General features: G+C 59.4%; 12 protein-coding genes. 5 read left to right on the plus strand and 7 right to left on the minus strand.

The annotated features are described in order from the left end of the window. Positions 1–55 precede the first annotated feature (55 nt). The 3 genes from FEZ62_RS13585 to lipA are packed head-to-tail and all read left to right on the plus strand — an operon-like array spanning position 56 to position 1,973. Positions 56–334, plus strand: coding sequence for a DUF493 domain-containing protein (locus tag FEZ62_RS13585; RefSeq protein WP_069900751.1), 279 nt, complete (start codon positions 56–58; stop codon positions 332–334). Beyond that, positions 331–981, plus strand: a complete 651-nt coding sequence (lipB, locus tag FEZ62_RS13590) for a lipoyl(octanoyl) transferase LipB (RefSeq protein WP_172928198.1) — start codon at positions 331–333, stop codon at positions 979–981. Before FEZ62_RS13585 ends, lipB begins: the two co-directional genes overlap by 4 nt. Next, positions 981–1,973 carry a lipoyl synthase gene (gene lipA / locus FEZ62_RS13595; RefSeq protein WP_172928200.1) on the plus strand — a complete coding sequence of 331 codons (993 nt, stop codon included), beginning with the start codon at positions 981–983 and terminating at the stop codon, positions 1,971–1,973. Before lipB ends, lipA begins: the two co-directional genes overlap by 1 nt. Positions 1,974–2,107: 134 nt before the next feature. Here the strand turns inward: lipA and FEZ62_RS13600 are convergent, their stop codons facing one another. The 5 genes from FEZ62_RS13600 to leuS form a co-directional block, all read right to left on the minus strand. Beyond that, positions 2,108–3,403, minus strand: a complete 1,296-nt coding sequence (locus FEZ62_RS13600) for a lytic murein transglycosylase (protein ID WP_150547543.1) — start codon at positions 3,401–3,403, stop codon at positions 2,108–2,110. A 72-nt stretch (positions 3,404–3,475) separates the two neighbouring features. Continuing rightward, the gene (gene arfA / locus FEZ62_RS13605; RefSeq protein WP_069900755.1) at positions 3,476–3,634 is read right to left on the minus strand and encodes an alternative ribosome rescue factor ArfA; all 159 of its coding nucleotides are present in this window, start codon (positions 3,632–3,634) and stop codon (positions 3,476–3,478) included. A 98-nt stretch (positions 3,635–3,732) separates the two neighbouring features. Further along, positions 3,733–4,779 carry a DNA polymerase III subunit delta gene (holA, locus tag FEZ62_RS13610; RefSeq protein WP_090514709.1) on the minus strand — a complete coding sequence of 349 codons (1,047 nt, stop codon included), beginning with the start codon at positions 4,777–4,779 and terminating at the stop codon, positions 3,733–3,735. Positions 4,780–4,799: 20 nt separating this feature from the next. Continuing rightward, positions 4,800–5,417: an LPS assembly lipoprotein LptE gene (lptE, locus tag FEZ62_RS13615; RefSeq protein ID WP_069900757.1), complete on the minus strand. Its 618-nt coding sequence runs from the start codon at positions 5,415–5,417 to the stop codon at positions 4,800–4,802. Between the two features lie 58 nt (positions 5,418–5,475). Next, positions 5,476–8,082 (minus strand): leucine--tRNA ligase, encoded by a 2,607-nt coding sequence (gene leuS, locus FEZ62_RS13620; protein ID WP_172928203.1) that lies wholly within the window; start codon positions 8,080–8,082, stop codon positions 5,476–5,478. Between the two features lie 339 nt (positions 8,083–8,421). On the opposite strand from leuS, the gene FEZ62_RS13625 reads away from it, so the two are divergent. Further along, positions 8,422–8,865, plus strand: coding sequence for a hypothetical protein (locus FEZ62_RS13625; protein ID WP_150547540.1), 444 nt, complete (start codon positions 8,422–8,424; stop codon positions 8,863–8,865). Between the two features lie 113 nt (positions 8,866–8,978). Then, positions 8,979–9,755, plus strand: a complete 777-nt coding sequence (locus FEZ62_RS13630; RefSeq protein ID WP_172928205.1) for a YdcF family protein — start codon at positions 8,979–8,981, stop codon at positions 9,753–9,755. Between the two features lie 3 nt (positions 9,756–9,758). Here FEZ62_RS13630 and lnt read toward each other — a convergent pair whose 3' ends face one another. Both lnt and FEZ62_RS13640 read right to left on the minus strand, forming a co-directional pair. Beyond that, positions 9,759–11,279, minus strand: coding sequence for an apolipoprotein N-acyltransferase (gene lnt, locus FEZ62_RS13635; RefSeq protein ID WP_172928207.1), 1,521 nt, complete (start codon positions 11,277–11,279; stop codon positions 9,759–9,761). Positions 11,280–11,432: 153 nt separating this feature from the next. Next, a complete protein-coding gene (locus FEZ62_RS13640; protein WP_069900762.1) occupies positions 11,433–12,272 on the minus strand; it encodes an HlyC/CorC family transporter in 840 nt (279 codons plus the stop codon). Between the last annotated feature and the right edge of the window lie 32 nt (positions 12,273–12,304).

Raw genomic sequence — 12,304 nt, forward strand, 5'->3', positions numbered from 1 at the left:
GCGCGCGCCTACACGGTGCGCGCATCTCTGGACGGGCCACAAGCCTCTGGATGCCATGACTGATACTGAAACTGCTGCACCTAAAATCGAGTTTCCCTGCGAGCGTTATCCGATCAAAGTGATTGGTGATGCTGGCGACGGATTCCTGGATCTGATTATTGAAGTGGTTCAGCGCCACGCGCCTGACTTTGATACCAGCACTGCCGTGATGCGCGACAGCCGCAACGGTCGCTTTATTTCTGTGCAGGTACTGATCACCGCGACCGGCGTTGAGCAACTGCAGGCGATTCATGTCGACCTGCGTGCGACGGGCCGCGTACACATGGTGTTGTGATGAGCCAGGTCGGATTTCGCGAGCTGGGGCTGCTCGACTATGAACCTGTGTGGCACGCCATGCAGCACTTCACGGACACCCGCAACGCGGATACGACAGACGAAATCTGGTTGTTGCAACACAATGCCGTGTTCACCCAGGGCCAGGCGGGTAAAGCCGAACATGTCCTGTTTCCGGGTGACATTCCGGTGGTTCAGGTCGACCGGGGTGGCCAGGTAACCTATCATGGCCCCGGCCAACTGGTGGCTTACCTGATGCTGGATGTTCGCCGCTCGACCATGGGCGTGCGCCAGTTGGTCAGCCGTATCGAGCAAAGCCTGATAGAGACGCTGGCCAGTTACAATGTCACGGCTTATGCCAAGCCAGATGCGCCAGGCGTTTATGTCGACGGCGCGAAAGTCGCATCCCTCGGCTTGCGTATCCGTAACGGTTGCTCGTTTCATGGCCTGGCCCTGAATGTCGACATGGATCTGCAGCCTTTCCAGCGCATAAACCCCTGCGGTTATGCCGGGCTTGCGATGACCCAGTTGAAAGACTGTGTCGACACACCAATAGAATTCTCCGAGGTTAGTGCCCGGCTGCGTGACCAGCTCGTCAAACACCTCGACTACGCAGAACAGAAGACCCTCGCGGGCGGAATTGACTGATGAGCACTGTGGAAACAGCCGGCAAACCGGCCAAAGTTGAGGTAGGTGTAAAGCTGCGCGGCGCAGAGAAAATGGCGCGCATTCCGGTAAAAATCATCCCGACTGATGAACTGCCGAAAAAGCCTGACTGGATTCGTGTACGCATTCCGGTTTCGCCGGAAGTCGACCGTATCAAGCAACTGCTGCGCAAGCACAAGCTGCACAGCGTCTGTGAAGAAGCTTCCTGCCCGAACCTCGGCGAATGCTTCTCGGGCGGTACCGCGACATTCATGATCATGGGTGACATCTGCACCCGTCGCTGCCCGTTCTGCGACGTCGGCCATGGCCGTCCGAAGCCATTGGATGTTGATGAGCCGAAGAACCTTGCGGTGGCCATTGCCGACCTCAAGCTCAAATACGTGGTTATCACTTCTGTAGACCGTGACGACCTGCGTGACGGCGGTGCTCAGCACTTCGTGGATTGCCTGCGTGAAATCCGCAAGCTGTCGCCAAACGTGCAGCTTGAAACACTGGTTCCCGACTACCGTGGCCGTATGGACGTAGCGCTGGCGATTACCGGCAACGAGCCGCCAGATGTGTTCAACCACAACCTTGAAACCGTACCGCGCCTGTACAAAGCCGCGCGTCCGGGTTCGGACTTCGAGTGGTCGTTGGACCTGCTGCAGAAGTTCAAGGAGTTGGTTCCGGGCGTACCAACCAAATCGGGCCTGATGCTCGGCCTGGGTGAGACCGACGAAGAAGTTATCGAAGTCATGAAGCGCATGCGCGAACACGACGTCGATATGCTGACCCTCGGCCAGTACCTGCAACCTTCGCGCAACCACTTGCCGGTGCAGCGCTTTGTGCACCCGGACGTATTTGCCTGGTTTGCCGAAGAAGGCCTGAAGATGGGCTTCAAGAACGTCGCCTCGGGCCCGCTGGTGCGTTCTTCGTATCATGCGGATCAGCAAGCGCACGAAGCAAAAGAGGCCAAGAAAACGTCTTTGATTTGATCAGAGCGTTATGAGCCCCACAAAAATGGCGACCTTCGGGTCGCCTTTTTTGTGGCAGTGATTCAGCGCAGAGCAGGGTTGAAGTGCGCTGCGCAATGACGGATAAACCTGAGGCTTATCCGTCAGGCAGTTGGTTACTTACGCAATTGTTGCAGCAGCTCAAAGCTCGGATAGCCATCGGCGGGCTCGCCTTGCTGTTGCTGGAACTCACGCACGGCTTTGCGGGTGTTGGCGCCTATAATGCCATCGGCCTTGCCCGGCTCGAAGCCCTTGCGCGCCAGCAGCTCTTGCAACTCTATACGCTCGTGGCGGCCGAGTTGGCGGTCATCCTTTGGCCAAGTGGCGCGAATGCCCGGTGCGCCGCGCAGGGCGTCGCTGAGCAGGCCAATCGCCAAGGCGTATGAGGTCGAGTTGTTGTAGCGCAAAATACTGCGGAAGTTGCTGAACACCAGAAATGCCGGGCCGCGATGGCCAGCCGGTAACAGCAAGGAGGCTTTGGCATCAGCGTTTACGCTCGGCATGCTGCCGAACGCCGGGCGTACGCCAAGGGTTTGCCACTGGCTCAGGGTTCTGCTGACTTCTGGCGCTGCATGCGAATAATCGAACTCGCTCGGCAGACGAACTTCAAAGCCCCAGGGTTGATTGAATTTCCAGCCGGACTGTTGCAGGTAATGGGCAGCGGAACCCAGCGCGTCTGCCGAGGAATACCAGACGTCGCGTTTGCCGTCGCCGTCAAAGTCGACTGCATGTTCGTTGTAGGTTGTTGGCATGAACTGGGTCTGGCCCATCGCGCCGGCCCATGAGCCCACGAGTTTCTCCGGGCTGACATCGCCATGTTGGAGAATCTGCAACACGGCCAGCAACTGGCTGCGCCAGAACACCTGGCGGCGGCCTTCATAGGCGAGGGTCGCCAATGAGCGCACCACATTGAAGTTGCCAATATTGCCGCCGAAGTTGCTCTCCATGCCCCAGATCGCAACCAGCGTTTCACGGTTAACCTGATAACGCTGCTCGATCTTGTCGAGGGTCAGGCGTTCTTTGGCCAGCAAGCTACGGCCCTGATCGACGCGCTGTGATGACACCGCACCTTCGATGTATTCCCACACGGGACGGGAGAATTCCGGTTGGCTGCTGTCGGCTCTGATAACCGATGGGTTCGGGGTAATGCCGGCAAAGGCGCGGTCGAATACCTGCGGGGAAACACCAGCGGCCATCGCATCACTGCGCAGCAGGTCGCGCCACTCGCTGAAGCTCAATTGCGGTGTGGGTTCTTCAGCACGAGTGATAGTCGGGCTGGCAGTCGTTTTCTCCTGCTGCACGCCAGTCGATGCCGCCAGCGGTTGAGCCGGGGCCTCGGAGCATGCGCCCAAGAGCAGCATTGTGCTCACTATTGCAGTGTGGCTCAGGCCACGGAAAAACAGATTTGGCATAGCGATCTCAGCACGTTTTGCGAGCAGCTACGATATCACGAATGCGTCTGCATGCGGTCTGTAGCGGGTATTTCAAGCAGCCATAACGAATGAAGCCTCCCAGTTTTGCTGGGAGGCTTCGCGTTGGTAACTGCCTTTGCCTTTTTTCGGTTTCTGCTGCTGGCTGCGAAACAGTGGCTGGGCGATGATTGATTTGGCGCGGTGACGGCCATTACTGGTTTTCTTAGCCATGATTGTCCTCATACGGCTGGATCGAACAGCTGCGAATAATGCGCGGCTGTTCAATTATTGTCCAGAGGTAAGGTTCTGGTGGTGGCGTTGGGCCGTTTTCAGAAGGCAGTGGCGCCACTGATGCTCAGGCGTTTGCCGCACAAGCTGAGTGTCAGCAGGCTAAGCCCGCTCCACGCATCGCCAGCAGCCTGGCCTTTGATTTGCGCATCAATGCGCTGAGCATCTTGCAGCATGCCAGCCAGACGCTCGGCGCTGTGGCGCTGCAAGGCCTTGCTAACCAGTGGGCGACGTTTGTCCCAAACGGGGGGGCGTGCAGAGCTGAACGCTTTGTCGAGCGGGATATTCTGATGGCTGTGCTGATGCGCAATGGTCGCCAGCACACGTAATTCGCGGGCCAGTGCCCAGAGGATTACCGGCGGCTCGACACCTTCTCCGCGCAGGCCTTCGAGCATGCGCAGCGCATGTGCGGCTTCGCCGTTGAGCACCGCGTCGATAAGGCCGAATACGTCGAAACGCGCACTGTCGGCAACCGCCGCGTGAACGGTGCTGGCATCGACCTGATCGCCTTCAGCCAGCAGTTTTAGTTTTTCGATTTCCTGAGCAGCGGCGAGCAGGTTGCCCTCGACGCGCACGGCAATCATTTCCACCGCTTCCTGAGTCGCGCTAAGCCCGGCTTGGGCCATGCGCTGGCGAATCCATGAAGCCAGCTGGTTGCTGTCTACCGGCCAGATCTGCATGAACTGCACATCCTTGCCGTCGATCAGCGCCTTGGCCCATTTGCTTTTCTGGGTATTGCCGTCGAGCTTGGGCAGGCTGATCAGCAGCACGGTGTCTTCAGCGGGGCGGGCCAGATACTCAAGCAGCGCTGCGCCTTTGTCGCTGGGTTTACCGTTGGGGATTCGCAGTTCGAGCAGACGCTTCTCAGCAAACAACGACAGGCTGGCGCCTGCCTGCAACAAGTTGCCCCAATCGTAGTTGGCTTCGGCATTGAATACCTGGCGCTCACTGAAGCCTTGCTCGCGCGTTGCCGCGCGAATAGCGTCGCAGGCTTCCTGGCAGAGCAGCGGCTCATCGCCGCTGACTACGTAAACAGGTGCAAGGTTGCCCTGTAGGTGTTTGCCGAGTTGTGCCGGGGCCAGTTTCATCTGCGATCAGGGCTCACGCCTCAAGGTGCGGTTGCAGGCACATTGAGTTCGATTGGCGACTGTTGCGGCTGTGCGGCGCGCTTCTGCTTGGAGGCTTCGAGTGCTTGTGCTTCGGCCTCAGCATTGGCTTGCGCGGTTTGCTGCAACTGATCCAGTTCGGCTGGGGTGATTTGCTGCAGGCGTTGTGACAACTGGCGGACCAGATCACGGCGCATTTCTTCGCGTTGCTGGCTGGATTCCTGATCGGAGCCGGCCAGGTTGTTGCCGTCCTGCACGAAGTAGCTTTGGACTTCGAGCTGGTTGTTCATCAGCAGCAGATCATTGCTGCCGCGGATCTCGTAATCGAGCGCACTGGTCAGCTGAATTTCGGCGCTGCGCGCAGAGCTTGTGTAGCTGGCAGTGCGCTGTGATTCGCGCTCATTGGCCAGCACCAGCGTGTAGGGCGCACTCGCGTGGACCTTGACGCCGTTGTTCTCGAGCATTTCCTCAACATCTTTGGCCAGCGGGCCGTAGGCATTGCGCGCGGTGACATTAAGTTCGTCAAGCGCATAGTGCTCCACACCCGTGCCGCGCAGTTGAAAGCCGCAGGCGCCGAGGAGGGTGCTCAAGCCAATGACCAACAGGTTCCGTTTCAGCATCTTTGTATCCCCTAAACAAGCTGCCTGGCGCGCGTGTTGAAACGCGCGCCAAGCTTTATCAGTTGGCGACAATATTGACCAGTTTACCTGGCACCACAATCACTTTGCGGATGCTCAGGCCTTCGGTAAAGCGCAGCACGCCTTCATTGGCACGTGCTTGTGCTTCGATCTCTTCGCGGCTGGCCGAGGCCGGCATTTCAATTTGCCCGCGCAGCTTGCCGTTCACCTGAATCACCAGCGTCAGGGTGTCTTGCACCAGCGCTGATTCATCAAGCGGCGGCCATTGTGCGTCGATGGCGGCGCCTTCGTGGCCCAGTTGCTGCCACAGCTCATGGCTGATGTGCGGGGTGATCGGTGCCAGCAGCAGGGCTACTGTTTCAATACCTTCCTGCATCAGCGCACGGTCCTGATCGGCGCTGTTAGGCGCTTTCTCCAGCACGTTCATCAGCGTCATCACGGCAGCAATCGCCGTGTTGAATTTGTGATGCTGGCCAATGTCCTGAGTCGCTTGTTTGATGGCCAGGTGAATGGCGCGGCGCACTTCTTTCTGTGCATCGCTCAGCTCACCTTGCAGCTTGGCGCCCGGCAGACCGGCACTGACGTGGGCCTGAGCCAGACGCCAAACACGGCGCAGGAAGCGGTTCGCGCCTTCAACGCCCGAGTCGGACCATTCGAGGCTCATGTCGGGTGGCGATGCAAACATCATGAACAGACGGCAGGTATCCGCGCCGTACTGGTCAATCATGGCTTGCGGGTCGACGCCGTTGTTCTTCGACTTGGACATCTTCTCGGTGCCGCCGATTTCAACCGGCAGGCCGTCCGACTTGAGCTTGGCCGCAGTGACCTTGCCCTTGCCGTCACGCTCGATTTCGACGTCGGCCGGGTTGAACCAGTCTTTGCCGCCGTTATCGGTAGTGCGGTAGTAAGTGTCCGCGACAACCATGCCCTGAGTCAGCAGGTTCTTGAACGGCTCGTTAGAGTTGAGCAGGCCTTCGTCACGCATCAGCTTGTGGAAGAAGCGCGCATACAGCAGGTGCAAAATGGCGTGTTCGATGCCGCCGATGTACTGGTCAACCGGCAACCAGTGATTGGCTGCAGCCGGATCAACCATGCCGCCGGTGTAGTTTGGCGACGCGTAGCGGGCGAAGTACCAGGACGACTCGACGAAAGTGTCCATGGTGTCGGTTTCGCGCTTGGCCGGTGCGCCGCATTTCGGGCAGCTGCACTCGTAGAATTCAGGCATGCGCGCCAATGGCGAACCTGCACCGTCCGGCACTACATCTTCAGGCAGTACGACAGGCAACTGGTCTTCCGGCACCGGTACGTCACCGCAAGTATCGCAGTGTACGATCGGGATCGGGCAGCCCCAGTAACGCTGACGGCTGATGCCCCAGTCACGCAGGCGGAACTGGGTGCGGGATTTGCCCAGGTTCTTTTTCAGCAGAGCCACTTCGATAGCGTCGAAAGCGCCAGCGAAGTCGAGGCCGTTGAAATCACCGGAATTGATCAGCTCGCCGTGCTCGCCATAGGCTTCTTGCCACGGGGCTACGGTTTCGTCACCGGCGCTGGTACGAACCACTGCCTTGATCGGCAGGTTGTACTTGGTGGCGAACTCGAAATCGCGCTCGTCGTGAGCCGGTACCGCCATCACTGCGCCGTCGCCGTAATGCATAAGCACGTAGTTGGCGACCCACACCGGCAGCTTCTCGCCAGTCAGCGGATGCTCGACCAGCAAAGCCGTCGGCATGCCTTTCTTTTCCTGAGTGGCGATGTCAGCTTCAGCTACGCCGCCACGCTTGCATTCATCAATGAACGCCTGCAGTTCAGGGTTGCCCTGCGCCGCCTGAGTGGCGAGCGGGTGCTCGGCAGCAACGGCAACATAGGTTGCGCCCATCAGGGTGTCCGGGCGGGTGGTAAAGACTTTCAGCTCGCCGCTGCTGCCAATGCTGGCAGTATCGTACGGGAAGCAGACTTCCATGCCGCGCGATTTGCCGATCCAGTTGCGCTGCATGGTTTTGACCTGCTCAGGCCAGCCATCCAGTTCATCAAGACTGGTCAAGAGTTCATCCGCATAAGCGGTGATCTTGAAGTAGTACATCGGGATTTCGCGCTTCTCGATCAGCGCGCCACTGCGCCAGCCGCGACCGTCGATAACCTGCTCGTTCGCCAGAACGGTCTGGTCGACCGGGTCCCAGTTCACGCTACCGTTTTTACGGTAGATCACGCCTTTTTCGAACAGGCGGGTGAACAGCCACTGCTCCCAACGGTAGTAGTCAGGCTTGCAGGTGGTGACTTCACGCGACCAATCGATGGCCAGGCCCAGGCTTTTGAGCTGGGTCTTCATGTAATCGATGTTTTCGTAGGTCCACTTGGCTGGCGCGACCTTGTTCTTCATGGCGGCGTTTTCCGCCGGCATGCCAAAGGCGTCCCAGCCCATCGGCTGCAGTACGTTCTTGCCCTGCATACGCTGGTAGCGGGCAATCACGTCACCGATGGTGTAGTTGCGCACGTGGCCCATGTGCAACTTGCCGCTCGGGTAGGGGAACATCGACAGGCAATAGAATGTTTCCTTGCCTGGCTGTTCACTCACTACAAAGGATTTCTGCGCGTCCCACTGGGATTGCGCGGCGGCTTCGATTTCGCGTGGCTGATACTGTTCGTGCATGGCTACTTGCGCTATGGAATGAGGGCTTTAACGGGCGACGTAAAGGCAGTTGTGGCGGATCGGCCTCCGCGAGATTGTGCCAAGCCGGCGATTTGGCAGAGCGGATCTGCGGTTTGCCAGTTGCACCCTCACACGGCCGTTGCGCACGGCGCTATTGCATCACTCGTTCAGGAAACGACGTAGCATACATGACCCCTCGCAATAGTGGGAAACCTGATTGCTCAAAGGGCCGCTGTCACATCCTGAAATCCGCCGTTGGTCGCAGCATCTACCTGCCAGCAGGGTGAGCGCTAAGCTTGATTTAGGACTTAGACGTTTAGCTCATGATGAGGTGACCCAATGGCAGGACTGCGACAGACCGAGGCGCGAGGCGGGCTCTATGAGCGGCTATTGCAGCGCCTTGAACTGGCGTTGGACGAGGCGCATTCATTGCGTGGTCATCGGGCCGAGCCGCCCGATGAACTGGAATTGCGTGGCCTGTCGCCCTCCGAGGTGGAGCTGATCAAGGCGTACATGGATCACGACCTCAATTGGTTGCGCGGCTGGCATGCGGCGGCCGAAGAGTTGGCGATGCTTGAGCATTTGCCGCTGCGCAAATCGCGGCTCAACGGGCTGGCTGGCAAACCTCTGGGTAAAGTCGAGCTGCGCAGCAAAACCTTCACCCGGCGCCGGCAGCCGCTGTGTTGTGCAATGTGCGGGGTTCCTGCGGATTTTCAGCCCGGCGGCGTGCGTGCGTGCTGCGAGTGTGGTTCGCAACTGTTTCGGGCTAATCAGACCGGCTGAAGCACGCGTTAATCAGGGTTAATCACCACGCCTTTATTGGCGCAATCGCCGAGCAATTTTCCTTCGAGTTGATGCACTGCGCCTGATAGCCTTTGCGCATCTCGGAGGTGTGCATGGCGTTTCGTTATATTCTCAAGCATCTGTTATTACCGCCCGGCATCTTCCTGCTGCTGATCTTGCTTGCCTGGCGGTTGCGTCGGCGCGCCCCGCGTTTGGCGTCTGCCTGCTTTGTCGGTGGCTTTGCCGGAATCTGGCTGATGAGTTTGCCGGTGGTGGTCGAGTGGTCGGCGCGCGGGATTGAGCGCCAGCCGGCGATTCAGCTCGATGAATGGGCCAGTCTGGGTGAAAAGGCGGATGCGATTGTGGTGTTGGGCGGCGGTCGGCAGCGTGGAGATCCGGCGTGGGGCGCGGATCAGTCAAGCTGGTTCGCGCAGGAACGCGTTCGCTACGCGGCGCGGTTGTCTCGCGCCAGCGCGCTGCCAATTGCCACCAGTGGCGGCCTGCATTACGGCACGCCGCCAAGCGAGGCGCAGATCATGGCTGAGCAGTTGGCGGTCGATTACGGTTTGCAGGCGCGCTGGCAAGAAGGCCAGAGTCGCACGACTTGGGAAAATGCCCAGCGCAGTGCTGAGCTGCTACAGCCGCAAGGGGTTAAGCGCATTGTTCTGGTCACTCAGGCCTGGCACATGCAGCGTGCGGTCTGGTGTTTCGAGCAGGCCGGTTTCGATGTGGTGCCGGCGCCTTTCGGCTTTTTCAGTGTGGCCAACGGCGAGCCCTTGGGCGGCTGGTTGCCGGATGGCAGGGCGCTTTGGCGCAACACTCTGCTGTTCAACGAGGCAGTCGGGCTGCTGGCGTATCCATTGGTCTACGCCAGCGAACCCGGTGAATAGCGCTTAAACCGTTTTAGCCATGCGAGCTGCCAGCAGCGCCCAGCCGAAGATCAGCCCGCAGAGGATGATCAGCGGCCACGAGCGCCATTGCAGGTAAGGCGTCAGCCCTTCAACAGGCTGCACATGGCCGTACATGACGGCGCGTTTAAATTGCGGCAGTTGCAGGGTGATTTCGCCGAACGGGTTGATCAAGCCAGTCATGCCGTTATTGGTGGCGCGGATCATCCAGCGGCCCGCTTCGAGTGCGCGCATCTGCGCCATCTGCAGGTGTTGCAGCGGGCCAATTGAGTCACCGAACCAGGCGTCGTTACTCACAGTCAGCAGCAGCTGGCTCTGCGCCGCCAGCCCTGCAGCGAACTCTGGATATACCACTTCGTAGCAAATGTAAGTGGCAATGCTGTAGCCCTTGGCCTGCAGCAGCTGCTGGTCTGCGCTGCCGCGCGCGAAGTCGGACATGGGCAGGTTGAAGAAGGCGATCAGGCCGCGCAGAACATCCTGCAGCGGCACGTATTCGCCAAACGGCACCAGCTTCTGCTTGAGATAGTCGCCGCTGCCCTGGCCAACCACCGTTACCGCGTTGTAATAACGCTGATCGCCTTGCGCATTGGCCTGACGCAGCGGTACGCCGGTAATCAGCGCGGCATTGCGGTCATTGGCGAACTTGTCCATCACGCTCAAATAACCACTGGCGCGCTCTTTCAGAATCGGTACGGCGGTTTCCGGCCAGACAATCAGGTCGGCGGGTTTGGACTGGAACGTCAGGTCACGATACAGCGACAGTTGCGCATCCAGTTGCTCCGGGTCCCACTTCATGTTCTGCGGCACGTTGCCTTGAATGGTCATCACCTTCAGTGGCTGGCCAACCGCTGTCGTCCATTGGTGATGCTTGAGGCTGAAGCCCGCGACCCAAGGCGCGGCCAGCAGCACAATCGCTGCCGCCAAAAAGCTCAGGCGTGTGCGCAGTGAATACAGATTGACCAACAAGGTTGCCGTCAGCGCCAGGGCAAACGAAATCAGCCAGACCCCGCCCAGCGGCGCCAGCCCCGACAGCGGGCCGGTGAGTTGGCTGTAGCCTGAATAGAGCCAGGGGAAGCCGGTCAGGAACCAGCCGCGAAAGGCTTCTTGCGCAACCCAGAGCGCAGCAAAGGCCAGGGCGTCTGCCAGTGGCGCTTCGTCGCGACGCAACCAGCGAGCCCACAGCCAGGCGGGCAGGGCGAAGAATGCGCCGAGTGCGGCGACGAACGCCAGCGTTAGTGCGCCGGCCAGTGCCGGACTGGCATCGCCGAATTGGTGGATGCTGACATATACCCAGCTGGTGCCTGCGGCGTATAAGCCGAAACCAAACCACCAGCCACGCCACAACGCCTGTCGCGGATTCAGCGTGCGCAGGCCAAGGTAGAACAGTGCGATAACCACAATCGCCAGCGGCCAGATATTGAATGGCGCCAGTGCCAGCGTTGTCGCGGCACCTGCGGCCAGTGCAATCAGGTTGCCCGGCCAGCCAGCAGAGGTGATCCAGCGCATGTTTAATCCTTGGCAGTAATAAGACCGCAGGAGGCTAGCGCCATCGGGCAGTCGAGAGCAAGCATGAGGGTGTAAAGATGTGTATTCAGCGGGGCGGCTGCAGGACGCAGCGCCAGTCTCTGCGCAGGGGGACCTGCGCAGAGAGCGCATTGCTTAGTGGCTGAGCGGTGTCAGCCGGAGCAGGTGCAACCGACGGCTGTCGGCGTTGAGGACGCGGAAGCGGAAACCGCCGATTTCGGTGACTTCATTGCGCTTGGGCAAATGCCCGAACGCACTCATGACCAGGCCGCCTACGGTGTCGAACTCGTCATCCGAGAACGCGGTGTCGAACGCCTCGTTGAAGTTGTCGATCGGCGTCAGTGCCTTGACCAGGAAATCACCGCTGGGCAGTGGTTTGACGTAGCTGTCTTCCTCGACGTCGTGCTCATCTTCGATGTCGCCGACGATCTGCTCAAGCACGTCCTCGATGGTCACCAGTCCGGCAACACCGCCGTACTCGTCGATCACCACGGCCATGTGATTGTGGTTGGCGCGGAATTCGCGCAGCAGCACATTCAGGCGTTTCGACTCAGGGACGAAGGTGGCAGGACGCAGCAGATCCTTGATGTTGAAGCTCTGCTGGTCTTCAACTAGGATCAGCGGGAGCAGATCCTTGGCCAGCAGGATGCCGATGACATCATCCAGGCTTTCGCCGATTACCGGGTAGCGCGAGTGCGCGGCATCAATGATCGAGGGCAGAAACTCTTTAGGCGTCTGGGTCGATTTGATGCTGATCATCTGTGAGCGGGGGACCATGATGTCGCGAACTTGCAAGTCCGCGACCTGGATGGCGCCTTCGACGATTGCCAGTGCCTCACTGTCGAGCAGTTTGTTTTGATGCGCTTCTCGAAGGACTTCGAGGAGCTCCTGGCGGTTTTTCGGCTCATGAGCAAAAGCCTGAGTCAGCTTGTCCAGCCAGGTCTTTTGCTCGTTGCTCGATCGGTCTTCGCTCATGGCGTTTTACTCAGGATCCTTTCTAGGTGGGA

This window comes from Pseudomonas sp. MS19 (assembly GCF_013277615.1).
Classification (GTDB): Bacteria; Pseudomonadota; Gammaproteobacteria; order Pseudomonadales; family Pseudomonadaceae; genus Aquipseudomonas; species Aquipseudomonas marincola.

Coding starts and splice junctions, on each gene's coding strand:
- FEZ62_RS13630 (WP_172928205.1), top strand. CDS start 8,979: ATGGCGTTTCGTTATATTCTCAAGCATCTGTTATTACCGCCCGGCATC.
- holA (WP_090514709.1), bottom strand. CDS start 4,779: ATGAAACTGGCCCCGGCACAACTCGGCAAACACCTACAGGGCAACCTT.
- leuS (WP_172928203.1), bottom strand. CDS start 8,082: ATGCACGAACAGTATCAGCCACGCGAAATCGAAGCCGCCGCGCAATCC.
- lnt (WP_172928207.1), bottom strand. CDS start 11,279: ATGCGCTGGATCACCTCTGCTGGCTGGCCGGGCAACCTGATTGCACTG.
- FEZ62_RS13640 (WP_069900762.1), bottom strand. CDS start 12,272: ATGAGCGAAGACCGATCGAGCAACGAGCAAAAGACCTGGCTGGACAAG.
- lipA (WP_172928200.1), top strand. CDS start 981: ATGAGCACTGTGGAAACAGCCGGCAAACCGGCCAAAGTTGAGGTAGGT.
- FEZ62_RS13600 (WP_150547543.1), bottom strand. CDS start 3,403: ATGCCAAATCTGTTTTTCCGTGGCCTGAGCCACACTGCAATAGTGAGC.
- arfA (WP_069900755.1), bottom strand. CDS start 3,634: ATGGCTAAGAAAACCAGTAATGGCCGTCACCGCGCCAAATCAATCATC.
- FEZ62_RS13625 (WP_150547540.1), top strand. CDS start 8,422: ATGGCAGGACTGCGACAGACCGAGGCGCGAGGCGGGCTCTATGAGCGG.
- lptE (WP_069900757.1), bottom strand. CDS start 5,417: ATGCTGAAACGGAACCTGTTGGTCATTGGCTTGAGCACCCTCCTCGGC.
- FEZ62_RS13585 (WP_069900751.1), top strand. CDS start 56: ATGACTGATACTGAAACTGCTGCACCTAAAATCGAGTTTCCCTGCGAG.